The following is a 16,067-nucleotide window of genomic DNA, read 5'->3' as shown; positions in this document are numbered from 1 at the left end:
GACGTCAGCGATGCGCGTCGATCACGCCGACGGCCATTTCGGCCAGCCGGCCGGCCATTTCGCCGACGCGCAGCGCCTGCTCGCTCGATGCATTGCCCTGCAGCGCGCGCGCCTTCACGCCCTGCGCGATCGCCGCGAGCCGGAAGAAACTGAACGCGAGGTAGAAGTGCCAGTCGCGGATCGGCGCGATGCCGCGCAGCTCGCAGTAGCGCGCGACGATCGCCGCTTCGTCCGGAATGCCGAGCGCCGCGCGATCCTGGCCCGCCAGCCCGCGCACCTGCCCGCCGGACGGCAGCCGCAGGCACATGCAGAAATACGCGAGGTCGGCGAGCGGGTTGCCGAGCGTCGACAGTTCCCAGTCGAGCACGGCCTGCACGCGATAGTCGTCACGCGCGAACATCAGGTTGTCGATCCGGAAATCGCCGTGCACCAGCGCCGGCCGGCCCGTGTCCTCGGGGCACGCTTTGGGCAGCCAGTCGATCAGCGTCTCCATCGCGTCGAGGCGCCCGGTTTCGGCCGCGCGATACTGCTTCGTCCACACGCCGATCTGGCGTTCGAAGTAGTTGCCCGGGCGGCCGTAGTCGGCGAGGCCCACCGCGTCGACATCGACGTCGTGCAGCGCGGCCATCGTCTGCAGCAGCGCGTCGTAGCAGGTCGCGCGCTCGGCCTTCGGCAGTTCCGGCAGCGCGGGATCCCAGAAAATCCGGCCATCCTCGAAACTCATCACGTAGAACAGGCTGCCGATCACGTCGCGGTCTTCGCAGAGGTGATACGGATGCGCGACCGGCACCGCGGTACCCGACAGCGCGCTCAGCACGCGGAATTCGCGGTCGACCGCGTGCGCGGATTTCAGCAGTTCACCCGGCGGCTGGCGGCGCAGCACGTAGCGGCCGCTCTTCGCCTTCAGCAGGAAAGTCGGATTCGACTGGCCGCCGGCAAACTTCTCCATGTCGACCGGGCCTTCGAAGCCCGGCACGTGCGTTTCCAGATAACGCGTGAGGCGGGCTACGTCGAGTTGCGGGGAAGGGTTCGTCATCGTCGCGATCGTTCGTGGGTCAGCCGTAGGTCCGCAGCGCATGTCGTTCGGGATCCTCCAGATGCGGGATGCCGTTGAACGACGCGAGGTGGAACGCGTCGGCGTTGAAGAAAAACTGCGAAAGACTGCTGTTGCGGATCTGCAGGTTCAGCGCGATCGCGCTCGACGGCGGCGCCGCGAGCACCTGCTGCACGGTGACCGCAATCGGGCCGCCGGAGCTCACCGCCAGCACGCGCTGGCCGCCGCCGTGGCGGATCGCGGCGCGCGCGTCGGCCACCCGCTGCTGGAAACTGGCCCAGGTTTCGGGGGCCGCATCGCCGAGCTTGTCTTCGGTCCACAGGTGCAGAACCTGCCGCAGCGCGCGGAAGTGTTCCTTCATCGAGCCGGCCGCGAGCCGCGCGATCTCCGGGTAGTCGCTGGCGGCTGCCGCGAACAGCCCGTGGAAATCGTATTCGTTCAGGCCCGGATGGCGGTCGACCGCAGCGCCTTCGCGGCCCATCCCGCGCAGGATCGCGGCGACCGTCTGCGCATGGCGGTTCATCGTGCCGCAGATCACGCGGTCGAACGTCAGGCCCTGCCGCGCGAAGTATTCGCCGAGCCAGACGCCCTGCTGGTCGCCCGCAGCGGAAAGCCGGTCGTAGTCGTCGGTGCCGAACGACGCCTGCCCGTGCCGTACCAGAAAGAGTTCAGCCATTGCGCTCGCCTGAGGAAAACCGAAGGCCCAGCATAGCGACCGGGCATACATTTTTGAAATTTATTTTCTGAATCGATCGGTATTCACCACATGAATTCGCGGAATTCGAACAATGCGCTTGCACCGACTTTCACCGGCACCCGCGTCGCGGCACGCGAATTGCGTCGGCGCATACCGTGTCGAATAAATCCAGGAGGGATGCGATGCTCGGTACGATCCTCATCATCGTTCTGATTCTGCTGCTCATCGGAGCATTTCCTTCATGGCCGCATAGCCGAAGCTGGGGTTATTGGCCATCGGGGACCGTCGGGCTGATCGTCATCATTGTCGTGATACTGGTGCTGCTCGGTCGCATCTGAGTACGGACGCGCGTGCCGCTGGATGGGCACGCGCGTTCCGATCCGGCGTGCCCATCCGGCCGCCGTGTCTTCTTTACACGCGAAAGTAAGCCGTAAAGGAAAGCCCGCCCACACCGCCCGTGTGACCCGCGCTTATTCGCGCGTCCACCCGTTCTCGTAAAGCTGGCCCGCCAGCACGCCGAGACGCGACGCGAGGATGTAGTTCTCGCCATCCTCGATCAAGGCCGAACGCACGTCGCGGAACAGCTTCTCGATCGGGAATTCGCGCGTGGTGCCGTTGCCGCCGAACAGCTGGAATGCCTCGTGCGTGATCTTCATCGCCTCCTCGGTCACGCTCACCTTTGCTTGCGCGGTCGCATACGGATGGCTTTGCGGCGACATCCGCGAGAACGCGAGGCTGCGGCGCGCGATCGCGCGCGCCATCTCGAGCCGGCGCAGCATCTCGCCGATGCGCAGGTGCGTCATCTGGTGATCCATCAGCAGCGCGCCGCCCTGCTTGCGCTCGTGGCAATACGCGAGCGCCAGTTCGAACGCGGCCCGCGCCGCCCCGACGAACACCTGGCACATGTGCGTGCCCGCATACGACCACGTCGATGCGAGGTTGCCGAGATAGTCGTCCTTCAGCGCGACCGCGAAGCGCTTCGGCACCTTCACGTTGTCGAAATAGATCTCGCCCTGCGGCAGCGCGCGCTGGCCGATCTTGTCGAGCGGCTTGCCGCGCGACACGCCGGGCAGATCGAGCGGCAGGATCATCGCGATGCCGTTCGTGAACGCGCTGCGCTCGCCTTCGCCATAGAAGCCGTCGCCGTAGTCGGCCGCCATGTACGCGAGCGCGACCTGCGCGACCGAGCCGTTCGAGATCCACGCCGAGCTTTGCCCGTTGATCACGATCTCGTCGGCGCCGACCTTCGCGGTCACGTTGCCGACCGGCTGCCGGCCATTCCCGGCAAGCTCCTGCCGATACAGGATCGCCGCATCCGACCCGCGATCGGGCTGCGTGTTCATCCAGCAGCCGACCTTGCCCGCGCACATCTCGATCAGTTCGGCGTTGCCGACCGTGTGCGCCATCATCAGCGGCATCGTGGCCGCGCCGATCGACACGGCGAGGCCCGAATCGCCCCAGCCAAGTTCCTCGCCGATCAACGACTCGATGCGCACGGCTGTCTCCGCCGGAAACTGCGCGATCAGTTGCGGATCGAGCCCGAGCTTCGCGCTCTCGACGATCGCGGCCCAGTACGGCGAGCCCGGAGCGATCACGTCCTCCGCCGTCATCCGGTCGAGCTCGCGACCGATCGGCCGCAGCACATCGCGCGCAAAACGATGAACCGTGTGCTGGATTGCGCTTTCCTCTTCGCTCAGCGGCGTCTCGAAGCCGGTCATGCCGACCGCGGGCAGCGCCGCGGACTTGTTCAGACGAATCATCTCCGTTCTCCTCCTGGACTCGAATCATGTCGGCCCGGCAGCGGATGCGCCCGGCCATCCAACATCTAGTAATACATACCAAACATAGGTCATCATGACAAACACGGGAAGCAAAAAAAAGACAGGGTATTCCCCTGTCCCGATTCGCTTGGCGCTGCAGGCTCGTGCAGTTATTTGCCGGCCGGACCCGTCAGCGTGCCGTAGGCGATCGCGCGCGACGTCGCGAGGAAATACGCTTCGAGCGCCTGCGTCTGCCGCCCGGTGCCGTACTGCATCGCGAGGCCGTCGGCAAGCGCGATCAGCATCGTGGCCGCATGCCGGCTGTCGGCCGCGCTGAACGCCGGATTGACGGCGCGCAGCAGTTGCGCGAGGTCGCGCGTCAGCGTCGTGTACCACTCGTCGTAGAGTTTGAAACATTCGGCATCGGTAGCCGCAAACGACAGCAAATGCCGGAACAGTGCGTTGTACTTGGCATCCTTCGCATCGGCGATCGAGCGCTGCATGATCTCTTCGAACACGTCGCGCGGGGACGCTTCGCTGCTCATCGCGCGCTTCATGTCGTCGAGATAGGTGTCGATGACCGGTTCGATGACGGCCCGCAACACGGCGATGCGGGTCGGGAAGTAGTACTGCAGATTGCTGACGCTGATGCCTGCGGCCGCGGCAACCGCGCGCTGCGAGAATTCCAGCGGGCCGCCGTCGAGCAGCAGCTTGCGTGCGACGCGAATGATCGTGTTGCGGGTGCGCAGGCCCTGCGCCCGCAAGCCGTCGGTGTTGCCGGCTGCGGCGGCGGGAGTCGAGGTGCGTCGCTTTTTCGTGCTGCGCGGCTCGTTGGACACTGTCATCGTGTTCGTCGTGAAGAGGGCGTTTCGGCTTCGTCGAATGGACGCTCCGTCCCTTACGGAGCGCCAACGACTATACCCGATGCGAGCTGCATTTTCCATCGAGCCGCCCTTCCGTCGGGTGGCCCGGCCGGATGCGCGTTTTCGCGTCGCGACGATCGCATGCGCCGCTACATCGTCCGCACCTTGCGATTCACGCGTTCGTCGAGCAGGTTCGCGACGCCGAGCATCGCGGTCATCGCACACCATCGCAGCGGCTCGGGCGGCACCGACGGCGTCTTGTGCGTCAACGCGTCGAGCAGCGGCGATCGCCCGTCGTGAATGCGCTCGGCCAGCACGCGGCCGATCAGCGATTGCGTGCCGACGCCATGCCCCGAGCACCCGGCCGTGTAGAACACGTTGCCGTGCGCGCCGGCCGCGCCGACCACCGGCAACGCATCGCCCGCGAACGAGATGTAGCCGCTCCAGCATGCGCGCACCGGCACGTCGCCGAGTTGCGGAAAGCGCGCGTGCAGCGTCTTCAGAAGCGCGCGATACGTGTCGCCGTCCGGCACGTTCGGCGTCTGCGAGCCGTAGACGTAATGCAGCCGCTTGGTCGTCAGCAACAGCGTGTTGCGCGCGGTCAGGCGATGGCTCTCCATCGTCAGATGCGGCGTGACGATGCCCTCGCGATTCGGCCAGCCGAGCGCCTCGAGCTGCGCGTCGGACAGCGGCTCGGTCTCGAGCGCCGATACGCGCAGCGGCATCACCTTGTCGCCGAGCAAGCCGAGTTGCGGCGTGTACGCATTGGTCGCGAGCACCAGCACCGGCGCACTCGCGCTGCCGCGTGCGGTGCGCACGCGCACCGTCTCGCCGGCGTCGAATTCGAGCAGCGCGGTGTTCTCGTAAAGTCTCACGCCGGCCGCGAGCGCAGCCCGCCGCAAGCCCGTCACGTACTTGCCGGGATCGAGCGTGCCGCCGCCCGGCACGTACGCGCCGAACAGGAACGCCGGCGGAATCCCGCGCTCGCGCATCGCCGCGCCATCGAGAAACTCCGCAGGCGAGCCAAGTTCGATCCCGGTGGCCATGCTCTCGCGCAGGCGCTTCTCCTGCGACGGATGCACGCCCGCGCGAATGATGCCCGACGCGCGGTAGTCGCAGTCGATCGCGTATTCGGCGAGCTTGCGTTCGACGTACGCGACGCCTTCGTCGTAGAAGCCGACGATCCGCTTCGCCTGTTCGTGGCCGACCCGCTTGAGAAACAGCTCGTATTCGAGCCCCTGGCCGCCGGCGAGATAGCCGGCGTTGCGCCCGCTCGCGCCGAAGCCCGCGAACTCGCGTTCGAGCACGACGACGCTCGCGCCGCGCGCGGCCAGTTCCAGCGCGGTCGACAGGCCGGCAAAGCCCGCGCCGACGACGATCGCGTCCGCCTGCACGTCGCCTTCGAGCGCCGGTTGCGCACGCTCGGGCGGCTCGATCCAGCCGCCGACGGGGCGATATTTCCGCAATGCGGCGTCGGCGCGAATGCCCTCGCCCCAGCGCGCGAGCGGCCCGCCCGCATCGGTGCCCGCCGCCTGCATCGCCGCTGCCGAACCGACCCCGCCCGACGCCGGTCGCATCGCCTGCCCTGCCTGCGCTACTTGCCCGAGCGCCATTGCGCCGTGTGCGTCGCCCATGTCCGTCTCCGTCAATCCCTGCTGAGAATGTGAATCGCCAGTGCCGCCTCTTCGACGCCCTGCAAGCCGCCGCCGTTTTCCTGGATCGCATGGCGCGCGCCGTCCACCTGCCGTGCGCCCGCTTCGCCGCGCAACTGCGTGACCAGTTCGTATAACTGACCGATGCCGGTCGCGCCGAGCGGATGCCCCTTCGATTCGAGGCCGCCGGACGTGTTGATCGGGATGCGCCCGCCGAGCGTGAACTCGCCGCGCTCGGCGGCCGGGCCGCCTTCGCCGAGCGGCACGAAGCCGAGGTTCTCGGCCTGGATGATTTCACCCATCGCCGACGCGTCGTGCACTTCGGCCACGTCCATGTCCTCCGGCCCCACGCCGGCCTGCTCGTACGCCTGGAATGCGGCGAGCCGGCCGATGTGCTTGTGCGGCTCGTCGATGCGCCGCCGCGTGAAGCTGCGGATCACGCTCGCGGCGATCCGGATGCAGCGGCTGCGGTCGGCGCCGATGCGTTCCAGCCCTTCTTCCGTACAGAGGATCGCGGCCGCCGCGCCATCCGACAGCGGTGCGCACATCGGCAGCGTGATCGGATACGTGATCGGTGCGGCCGCCAGCACCTCGTCGATCGTGAACGGCTGGCGGAACTGCGAGTACGGGTTGTGCACCGAATGCCCGTGGTTCTTCGCCGACACGGCGGCGATCTGCCGCTGCGTCGTGCCGTACGTGCGCATGTGATGCCGGCACAGCGCCGCGTAGATCTTCATGAAGCGGCTGTACGGGCGGTCGGATTCCGAGCCGGGCGGCGGCTCGATCCCTTCGCCGAGCCGTGCGAGCATCGCGAAATTCTCGTCGACGCGCGACACGTCCCAGCCGGCCTCGAACAGCGCGAACGATTTCGCCTTGTCCGCGACGTTCATCTTTTCCGCGCCGAGCGCGAGCGCGACGTCGCATGCGCCCGACTGCAACTGCCGCACGGCGAGGTGCACGGCCGTACTGCCCGACGCGCACGCATTCTCGACGTTGAATACCGGAATGCCTTCGAGGCCGATCTTGCTGAACACGACCTGGCCGGGAATCGACAGCTGCCCCTGCAGCGCGCCGTTGGTGATGCCCGCGTAGAACGCGGCGCGGATCGCATCGGCGTGGCAGCCGGCGTCCCGCAATGCGCGCTGCAGCGCCTCTCTCGCCAGATCGTCGAGGCTGCGCTCGAGATGCCGGCCGAACACGGTCATCGCGATGCCGGCGATGTAGATGTTGCTCATCGTATGGAATCCGTATGAATCAGGTTCAGATCCTGCGTTGCTGGCCTTGCCAGTACCGTTCGCGCAGGTCCTTCTTCAGCACCTTGCCGGCCGTGCTGCGCGGCAGCGCGGCGACGAAGTCCACGCTCTTCGGCGCCTTCACCGAGCCGAGCTTCTCCTTGCACAGCGCGACGAGTTCTTCGGCACTCACCTGCTGCCCGGCGTTGAGCTCCACCACGGCCTTCACCGCCTCGCCCCACTTGTCGTCGGGCACGCCGATCACCGCGCAGTCCTGCACGGCCGGATGCGCCCAGATCACCTGCTCGATCTCGCTCGGATAGACGTTGAAGCCGCCGCTGATGATCATGTCCTTCTTGCGGTCGGTAATGTGCAGATAGCCGTCGCGATCGAGATGGCCGATATCGCCGGTGTGCAGCCAGCCGTCGACGATCGTCTCGGCCGTCTTGTCCGGCGCGCGGTAGTAACCCTTCATCACGAGATCGCCGCGCACGCAGATCTCGCCGGTCTCGCCCTGCTTCAGCAACTCGCCGCGCTCGCCGACGATCTCGACGCGCACCAGCGGATTCGGGCGGCCGACCGACGCGAGTCGCGTGTCGGGCGCCAGCTTGCCGTCGACGAAATGCTCGGCCGGCGTCAGGTACGAAATCGACGCGGGCGCCTCGGTCTGCCCGTAGCCGCCCGTCATCACGGGGCCGAACACGTCGATCGCACGCTTGAGCTTCTCGACCGACATCGGCGCGGCGCCGTACAGGAAGTAGCGCAGCGACGAGAAATCGACCTGCTCGATGCCGGGGATATCGAGGAGCCGATAGATCACGGTCGGCGGCAGGAAGAACTCGGTCACGCGATGCTTGACGATCGCGCCGAGCAGCAACGCCGGGTCGGGCTTCGGCAGCACGACCACCGTGCCGCCGCGCGCGGTGCACGGCAGCGACATCATGCCGGCCGTATGCGTCATCGGCGCCGCGGCAAGATTCACGGGGCGCACATCGTCGTACGTCATCGCGATCATGAATTGGGCGAAGTACGTCTGCAGCGAACGATGCGTGTTCATCACGCCCTTCGGCGCACCCGTCGTGCCGCCCGTGGCCGACAGCGCGACGACGTCGTCCATCGCGTAATCGACGGCTGGCTGCGTCGCCGGCTGGCGCTCGCTCCACGCGGCCAGCGACGGCGCCCACGGCAGGTCGGCGTCGAGACACACCCACAGCCGGATCTTCGGCAGGCTCGGCCGCAGCGTATCGATCGCGTCCGCGAACGCGCGATGGAAAAACAGCACTTCGCAGTCGAACGCGTCGAGCACGTATTGGTTCTCGGCCACCGCGTTGCGGCCGTTCACCGGGATGTACGCGAGCCCGGCGCGCCACATCCCGAGCGCGCAGCTCCAGCCGATCACGTCGTTGTCGGCCCACACCGCCGCCTTCGCCTCCTTCGCGAAGCCGGCGGCGAGCAGCCCGTTGGCGATGCGGCACGAGAGCTCGCCGATCTCCTGGAACGTGTAGTTGCGCTCGTCCTGGATGTACGCGATGCCGTCGGGATTGAGCCGCCACCCGCGGTCGTAGAAATCGATAATGGCCATGTCACAAGTTCCGTTGGATCTGTACCGATGCGGCGGCGGCCGTCACAGTTGCGTGACCGTCGCGCGCGCGAGCCCGCGCTGTTCGAGGAAGCCGAGCAGGTAGCGATGGCCGAATGCCTTCGAGCCGGACGCGAAGCCCGTGCGCGCGGTATCGCCGTCGAGCAGCTTCAGCACGCCGGCCGCATGAATCGCGCCCGTCGAGATGTACGGCGTGACGCCGTGCACGGTCGCGCGCACCGCCGCGAGCTGGCCGCGGCCGATCGCGAAATCGACGCTGCGCTGGATCGTCGTGCGCTCGCGCGGCGGCATCGTCGGCGTGGTCGACGCGACGACCTGCTTCAGCACCTCGTCCTGCTGCTCGCGCGGCAGGTGCTTGTATTCGGCTTCCCACTTCTGCCCGAACTGGTGCACCAGCTTCATCACGTTGTTGTCGTAGAAGCCCACGCACGAGATGCAGCTGCGCACGCGCGCATCGTGCTCGAAATAGACGGGCAGCGACGTGCCGCCCCACGGCAGGCAGAACACCGGCTGCATCAGCTCAGGCGTCGCGACGGTGAACGACGCGTCCGCGGCGTGCGGCACGAGCGCCTTCTCCCACAGGTAGCAGGACTCGTGGCGGGCGCCGTCGAAGATCGTCGCGGTCGAGCCGATGCTCACGCCGGCCGCACCGCGCGGGCCGCGCGTCAGCGTGGCCGTCTCCAGCGCATCGATGCCCGGCGTTTCGAGCGCGAGCTCGGCGGCGATCTCGGCGAACGTGTACATGTAGGCGTTCGACGACGACACCAGCAGGCCGGCCTGGCGATACTGCTCGCCGAATTCGTCGCGCACCGCACGGATGTACGACTGCTCGCCGGTCGTATCGAGGTGGTGGCAGCCGGCCTTCAGCGCGGCCTCGACGCCGACGAGCCCGAAGCTCGAGAACGGTCCGACCGTGTTGCACACCACCTTCGCACCGCGGAAAGCCTTCACGAGCGCATCGACGTCGTGCTCCGCTTCGATGATTTCGTATTGCGCGGATTCGAGCCGCACGACGCGCTGCGCCATCATTTCCTTCGCGCGGCCCGCATTGCGCGCGACCGCCGTGAACGGGATGTTCTGGTCGATCAGCCAGTCCATGATCAACATGCCGGTGTAACCGCTTGCGCCATAAACGACGACGGGGTGCTTAGCCATGGTTGTCTCCTGAAACGTGAGTTGTCGAGAACCGGTTCGGTTCGAGGTCGGGTACTGCTGCTTCGTATCCGGCGCGTCCTTTTGTAGAACACATTACCAATCTTAGGTCACTATGACAAAGTAAAAGGCAAAGAAAAAGGTAGGGTATTCCCGGCCCCGACGCGTTTTGCGCATCATTTCGCCGCTCCGCCCGGCGACAGACCGGCCAGATAATGCGCAACGGCACGCGTGTCGTCGCCCGACAACGTCGCGGCCAACGCGTTCATCGCACCGGTCGGATCGTGTCGCTCGCCCGAGCGGAACGCCGCCAGTTGCGCTTCCAGGTAAAACTGCCCCTGGCCGGCGAGGCGCGGGGCCGGATCCTTACCCGTCAGCGCCGCGCCGTGACACGCGCGGCAGCTTCGCGCGTCGACCAGCGCCATCCCGCGCTTGTCGAGCGCCGCGTCGGCCGGCACGGGTTCGTTGCGCGCCGGTGCCTGTCGCGCGAAGTAGGTCGCCAGCGCGTCGATCTTCGCGTCGTCGAGTTCGCGCGAAAGCGGCCCCATGTACGCATTGCGGCGCCAGTCCGTGGCGAACGCGCGCAGTTGCGCGGCGATATACGGGGCCGGCTGGCCGGACAGCGACGGATACCACGCGTTCTGCGACTGTCCGTGCGCGCCGTGGCAGAAGAAGCACGTCTCCTGAGGCTGCGGCCACGCGCCGCCGTTGGCCTTGTCGGCTTCGCCGATCGCGGCCATCGCCTTCTGGTAACGCATGCCGTCGACGAGGTCCGGTCCGTACAGCACGCCGGCCGCCGCGCCGCCCGCCAACAGCAGCGCCGCGCCGATCATCCAGGTTCGTTTCACTCAGGCCTCCCCGCCGCGGCCGGCCAGCTTGCCGAGCGCCTGCAACGCCGCGCGATGCCCGGAGCGCACCGCGCCGTCCATCGCGCCGGCCCACAGGTCGGCTGTCTCGGTGCCCGACCAGATCAGCCGGCCTGCCTCCGGCCGCAGGAACTTGCCCCATTTCGTCCAGAAGCCGGGCGGCAGCGGGTGGATGCACTGCAGCGTCCACGGATCGACGCGGCCCCAGTCGTAGTCGTGGAACTGCGTCGGATGCAGCGCCTTGTCGCCGAGCGCGCGCGCAAAGATGGCCGACAGCGTTCGCTCGGCCGCCTTCGGTTCGGCCGGCAGCGCGCCCGGCGCGACGAACGCGGCGAGCACGCCGACCGAGCCGTCCGGCGGCGAGTTGTCGTACGCCATGAACACCGGTCCGCCGACCTCGAAGATCTGTCCGTTGTAGCCGTCGTCGCGCCAGAACGGCCGGTCGTACACGTGCACCGTCTTGCGCATCGGCGCATTCGCCGGCCAGTTCCGCTGCAACTGCGCGCGGCCCTCCGGCAGCGGCGGATCGAACACGATCTGCTGACACAGCGCCGGATTGAGCGCGACGATCACGCGCCGCGCGCGCAGCACGCCGCGATCGGTCTGCACGTCGACCACGTCGCGATCCCAGCCCGAAATCTTGCGCACCGGGCAGGACAGTCGCACCTTCGCGCCGAGTTCGCTCGCCATCCGGAGGCTCAACACCTGCGAGCCGCCGACGAAGCGCGTTTCCTGTGCGCCGCCCTTGGTCGATTCGAGCTTCGCGTAGTCGCAATCGGCGCTGTTGATCATCGACAGGTAGTGCAGCAACCCGAGCTGCGCCGGTGCGCCGCCGAGCGACAGCTTTGCCGCGAGGCCGAGGAAGTAGCCGTCGTCATAGGTCACGCCCTGCTTGAGCAGCCATTCGCCGTAGGTGAGCTTGTCGAACTCCGCCGCGCGCTGCGCGGTCCACGGTTCGCGCGACGGCACGCCGCGTGCGAGTGCGCCGAGCTTCGCGCCGATCGCGTCGTCGCCGCCCGAGCCGCCGTGGAAATCCTGGGCGACGCGCGTGTCGCCCGCCAGCACGACGGTCTTGCCCGCGTAATACGTCGGGAACGTGTCGACGCCGAGTTCGCGCGCGAGATCGGCGATCGCCGTCTGCCCCGGGCCGATCCACTGGCCGCCGGCTTCGGACACCACGCCACGGCCGAGGTCGTGGTTGTAGGTCCGTCCGCCGACGCGATCGCGCGCCTCGACCACGACGAACGATTCGCATCCGGCGCGCTTCAGGTCGCGCGCGGCGGTCAGCCCCGCGAGCCCTGCGCCGATGACGACGACATCGAACACGCCGCGATCGGCCGATGCCGACGCCGCGCCTTCGGCGAACGACACCTCGCCGGCCGCGAGCGACGCGGCGCCCGCGGCCGCAGCGCGCAATATCCGCCGCCGGGCCTGCATGTCCGGCTTGTGCTTGCGATTCATTTCAACGGCTCCATGCTTCCTCGTTTTTTTCGATCGATTCGACTCATGGCGCGGCCAGCACGCCATCCTGCGAAAACAGCACCGGCTTGCCGCGCGCGTCGATCAGCGCGGCGGTCAGCGTCGCGCGATCCGCGCGCTGCGCGACGTCGAACGGGCCGCCTGCCACGCGCTGCGTCAGCACGAGGCCGTCCAGCCCGACGCCGGTCAGGCCGCCACCGGTCGCGACGAGATCGGTGATCGAGCTGCGCGTGCCGGTGTGCTGCGCCGCCCACGTCGCGCCGCCGTCGCGGCTCTCGAACAGGCTGCCGAGCAGCCCGCCCACCACGATCCGCCCGTCCGGCATCGCGACGCCCGACCACAACGTGCCCTTGCCGCCCGTCGGCAGATAGGTCCAGTTCGCGCCGCCGTCGGCCGACTTGAGCACCATTCCCTGTTCGGAGACGATGTAGAGCGCCTGCGCGGCGTCGGCGAACACGTGATAGAGGTTGCGGTCGGCCTTGCCGCCGCCCGGCGGCTTCGGCAGCGTCGTGCGCGCCCACGTCTTGCCGCCGTCGTGCGTCTGCAGCATCAGCGACCACAGGCCGACGGCAATGCCGTCCCGCGCGTTCGTGAACAGCACGGAGAACAGCGGCTGATCGACCGACGTATCGAGCCGCTGCGTGACCCACGTGTCGCCGCCGTCGTCGGTCGCGAGAATCGCCCCCCACTGGCCGACGGCCCAGCCGTGCTTCGCGTCGGCGAACGACACGGCCGACAGCGTCGCCGATACCGGCACGCGTCGCGCCTGCCGCCAGGTCTTGCCGTCGTCGTCGGACAGCAGCACGATGCCGTGCTCGCCGACCGCGACGATCCGCGCGCCGGCGCGCGCCGCGTCCATCAGCATCCGGTGCGTCGGCGCGGCCCATGCATGCGCGGGCTTCGCGGCCCAGGCCGCCACCGTTCCGTCCTGCGGTTGCGCAAGGGCCGCGGCGGCCGCGCAGAGTGCGGTACAGGCAACGAGTGTCTTGATCATCGATGAACCTCCGTGGTGGTGTGCGCGGGCATCAGTGGCTGAACAGCGCCGACCAGCCGGCATGCGCGACGCCGAGCGCGACGACGGGGGGCTTGTCGGCACCCTGTTCGGCCGCCGTCTGACGTCCGGCGTCGCCGTCATTCGACGACGGAGCCGCAGCCGTTTCGTCACCCGTCGCGTGGCGCACACTGACGCGTTTCACGTCGGTCGAGAACGCGCGGGCCGGCGCAGGCTGCTGCGCGGCCATTTCATGAAAGCGTGCGAAGGCGGCCGCCGCGAGGCAAAGCGTGCCGCAAACAGCGAAGGTCTTGACCATGACCGGATCTCCGTCGGAATGTTCGTCGGCTTCAGTGGCTGAACAGGCCCGGCGCGCGAGCCGGCTTGCGGCGCGGGAACCAGCGCTCGAGCAGCGACGCGAGCGCGGGCAGCGCGGTCATCGCCATCACCAGGTTCACGATGAACATGAACGCGAGCAGCTTGCCCATGTCGGCCTGGAACTTGAGCGCCGAGAAGCTCCACGTCGCGACGCCGATCGCCAGCGTGATCGCAGTGAAGATCGTGGCCACGCCCACTTCGAGCATCGCGTGCTGCACGGCCTTCACGATGTCCTGCCCGCCTGCGAGATGCACCTGCAGCCGGTTGTAGATGTAGAACGCGTAATCGACGCCGATCCCCACCGCCAGCACCATCACCGGCAACGTCGCGACCGTCAGCCCGATCTGCAGTTCCTTCATGAACCAGTAGCCGATGAAGGTCGCGACCGACAGCGGTACGCAACAGGCGAGCATCGCGCGCCAGTCGCGATAGGCGAGGAACACGAGCACCAGGATCGCCGCATACACGTAGAGCATCATCGGCAGCTCGCTCTTCTCGACTTCGTCGTTCGTCGCGGCGAGCACGCCCGCGTTGCCCGCGGCCAGCCGCACCGTGATGCCCGGGAACGGATGCGATGCGCGGTATTGCTTCACGTCGTCGAGGATGCGGTTGATCGTCGTCGCCTTGTGGTCGGTCAGGAACAGGTGCACGGCCGTCATCCCGCAGTCGCGGCTCATGAAGCCCTTCACGCGCGACACGTCGACCGACACCGCGCCGTAGTTCTCGGGCGCGATCGGCACGACGTTCATCTTCGGGAAGTCCTCGTTGTAGCCCTGGTTGTACGCGCGCAGCATCGCCGAGTACGACTGCACCGACACGACGCCCGGCTCGGTCTTCATCGCCGCCGAAAAGTCGTCCTCGTACAGCCCGACCGCCGGGTTGTCGCACGCGTTGCCGGTCGATTCGATCGCCACCGTCAGCCAGTCGAGGCCCATGTCGTAGTTGCCGGCAATCGACGTCGCGTCGCGGTTGAAGCGCGCGTCCGCGCGCAGCTCCGGCGCGCCCGGCTGCAGCGTGCCGATCACGCGGTCGCGGCTCTGCCACGCGGCGAGCGCGAAGATCGCCACCGTCAGCGCGACGGCGACGCCCGCGACCTTCGGCTCCGCCACGCGGGCAAGCACGCGCAGCGGCTTCGCACGTTGCTGCGCGCGCTTCAGCGAAGCGTCCGCATAGGTTTTCGTGAAGTTGAAGCACGATGCCGCGACGGGCAGCAGGATCAGGTTCGTCACGATCTTGTACGCGACGCCGAGCGACGCGGTGATCGCCAGTTCGCGCACCATCGGGATCGGGATCAGCAGCAGCGTGATGAACGACACGAACGCGGTGATCAGCGCGAGCACGCCGGGGACCAGCAGGCCGCTGAAGCTGTGGCGCGCCGCATCGAACGAACTCCGCCCGTGCGCGATCTCGCGGACGATGAAGTTCACCTGTTGCACCCCATGCGACACGCCAATCGCGAACACGAGGAACGGCACGAGCACCGCGAGCGGATCGAGGCCGAAACCGAGCAGCTTCAACGTGCCGAACTGCCACACGAGCGACGTGAGCGAGCACGCGACCAGCAGCACCGTGAAGCGCACCGAATGGCAGTACCAGTACACCGCGAGCGTGGTCAGCAGCAGCGCGATCGCGCAGAAGCCGAGCACGGCCGTCGCGCCGTCGGCGATATCGCCGATCTGTTTCGCGAAGCCGATGATCTGGATCTCGTAGCCGGCATCCTCGAACGGCTTGCGGATCTTGTCTTCGAGCAGGCGATTGAACGCGACGTAGTCGAGCACCTTGCCGGCGCTGTCGCGCTCGTTCAGCTCGGCCGTGATCATCGCGCTGTCCTCGCCGTGCGACACGAGCGTGCCGACGTAGCCGCCGAGCGTCGTGGCGCGGCGCACGCGCGCCACGATGTCGGGCGTCAACTGGTCGGGCGTGATCGTGCCCGGGATAATCGGCTCCGCACGAAACCCCTCGTCGGTCACTTCGTTGACGAACGCGTTCGGCGTCCACAGCGATCGCACGCCGATCCGGTCGACGTTCGGCAGGTACGTGACGGCCTGCGTGACGTCGTACAGCCGCGTCAGCCCCTGCTTCGACCAGATCGAGCCGTGCTTCGCGCGCACGACCACCGTGATCCGGTTCGCGCCGAGCAAGTCGTTGCGGTATTGCTGGAACGTGCGGATGTACTCGTGCCCGATCGGCATCTGCTTGTCGAAGCCGGCATCCATGCGCAGTTGCACGGCGAACACGGCCATCGCGACGGTGAACAACGCGATCGCCGCGAGCACGATCGCGCGGTGACCGAAGAAAAGCCTTTCCAGGCGACTGACCAGACGATTGAGCACGACGTTACCC

General features: G+C 67.6%; 14 protein-coding genes. 1 reads left to right on the top strand and 13 read right to left on the bottom strand.

The genetic code is table 11. From position 1 onward, the window contains the following. Positions 1 to 4 precede the first annotated feature (4 nt). Both WS61_RS22705 and WS61_RS22700 read right to left on the bottom strand, forming a co-directional pair. On the bottom strand, positions 5 to 1,036 hold the full coding sequence (locus WS61_RS22705) for a phosphotransferase (RefSeq protein ID WP_059503654.1): 1,032 nt from the start codon (positions 1,034 to 1,036) through the stop codon (positions 5 to 7). A 19-nt stretch (positions 1,037 to 1,055) separates the two neighbouring features. Then, complete coding sequence (locus WS61_RS22700) at positions 1,056 to 1,730, bottom strand: histidine phosphatase family protein (RefSeq protein WP_059503651.1); 675 nt, start codon at positions 1,728 to 1,730, stop codon at positions 1,056 to 1,058. Positions 1,731 to 1,933: 203 nt separating this feature from the next. On the opposite strand from WS61_RS22700, the gene WS61_RS34030 reads away from it, so the two are divergent. Beyond that, complete coding sequence (locus WS61_RS34030) at positions 1,934 to 2,089, top strand: DUF3309 family protein (protein WP_095211810.1); 156 nt, start codon at positions 1,934 to 1,936, stop codon at positions 2,087 to 2,089. A gap of 132 nt (positions 2,090 to 2,221) precedes the next feature. Here WS61_RS34030 and WS61_RS22695 read toward each other — a convergent pair whose 3' ends face one another. From WS61_RS22695 to WS61_RS22645, 11 genes are all read right to left on the bottom strand, one after another. Then, positions 2,222 to 3,511, bottom strand: coding sequence for an acyl-CoA dehydrogenase family protein (locus WS61_RS22695; RefSeq protein WP_059503649.1), 1,290 nt, complete (start codon positions 3,509 to 3,511; stop codon positions 2,222 to 2,224). Between the two features lie 170 nt (positions 3,512 to 3,681). After that, complete coding sequence (locus tag WS61_RS22690; protein ID WP_179949326.1) at positions 3,682 to 4,356, bottom strand: TetR/AcrR family transcriptional regulator; 675 nt, start codon at positions 4,354 to 4,356, stop codon at positions 3,682 to 3,684. A gap of 167 nt (positions 4,357 to 4,523) precedes the next feature. Continuing rightward, positions 4,524 to 6,008, bottom strand: a complete 1,485-nt coding sequence (locus WS61_RS22685) for an FAD-binding oxidoreductase (protein ID WP_059503646.1) — start codon at positions 6,006 to 6,008, stop codon at positions 4,524 to 4,526. 11 nt (positions 6,009 to 6,019) lie between these two features. Continuing rightward, on the bottom strand, positions 6,020 to 7,261 hold the full coding sequence (locus tag WS61_RS22680) for a thiolase family protein (protein ID WP_059503644.1): 1,242 nt from the start codon (positions 7,259 to 7,261) through the stop codon (positions 6,020 to 6,022). A gap of 25 nt (positions 7,262 to 7,286) precedes the next feature. Next, a complete protein-coding gene (locus tag WS61_RS22675; RefSeq protein WP_059503642.1) occupies positions 7,287 to 8,840 on the bottom strand; it encodes an AMP-binding protein in 1,554 nt (517 codons plus the stop codon). A 42-nt stretch (positions 8,841 to 8,882) separates the two neighbouring features. Further along, complete coding sequence (locus WS61_RS22670) at positions 8,883 to 10,013, bottom strand: trans-acting enoyl reductase family protein (RefSeq protein ID WP_053524264.1); 1,131 nt, start codon at positions 10,011 to 10,013, stop codon at positions 8,883 to 8,885. Positions 10,014 to 10,186: 173 nt separating this feature from the next. After that, positions 10,187 to 10,858, bottom strand: coding sequence for a c-type cytochrome (locus WS61_RS22665; protein WP_059503640.1), 672 nt, complete (start codon positions 10,856 to 10,858; stop codon positions 10,187 to 10,189). Further along, the gene (locus WS61_RS22660) at positions 10,859 to 12,337 is read right to left on the bottom strand and encodes an FAD-dependent oxidoreductase (RefSeq protein ID WP_059503637.1); all 1,479 of its coding nucleotides are present in this window, start codon (positions 12,335 to 12,337) and stop codon (positions 10,859 to 10,861) included. Positions 12,338 to 12,380: 43 nt separating this feature from the next. Continuing rightward, positions 12,381 to 13,349, bottom strand: coding sequence for a YCF48-related protein (locus tag WS61_RS22655; protein ID WP_059503636.1), 969 nt, complete (start codon positions 13,347 to 13,349; stop codon positions 12,381 to 12,383). A gap of 31 nt (positions 13,350 to 13,380) precedes the next feature. Beyond that, positions 13,381 to 13,665, bottom strand: coding sequence for a hypothetical protein (locus WS61_RS22650; RefSeq protein WP_059503633.1), 285 nt, complete (start codon positions 13,663 to 13,665; stop codon positions 13,381 to 13,383). 31 nt (positions 13,666 to 13,696) lie between these two features. Continuing rightward, positions 13,697 to 16,057: an RND family transporter gene (locus WS61_RS22645; RefSeq protein ID WP_059503632.1), complete on the bottom strand. Its 2,361-nt coding sequence runs from the start codon at positions 16,055 to 16,057 to the stop codon at positions 13,697 to 13,699. Positions 16,058 to 16,067 lie beyond the last annotated feature (10 nt).

It is taken from the genome of Burkholderia sp. ABCPW 11 (assembly GCF_001523445.1).
GTDB lineage: Bacteria > Pseudomonadota > Gammaproteobacteria > Burkholderiales > Burkholderiaceae > Burkholderia.
This window is presented reverse-complemented; position numbering and strand designations above follow the sequence as displayed.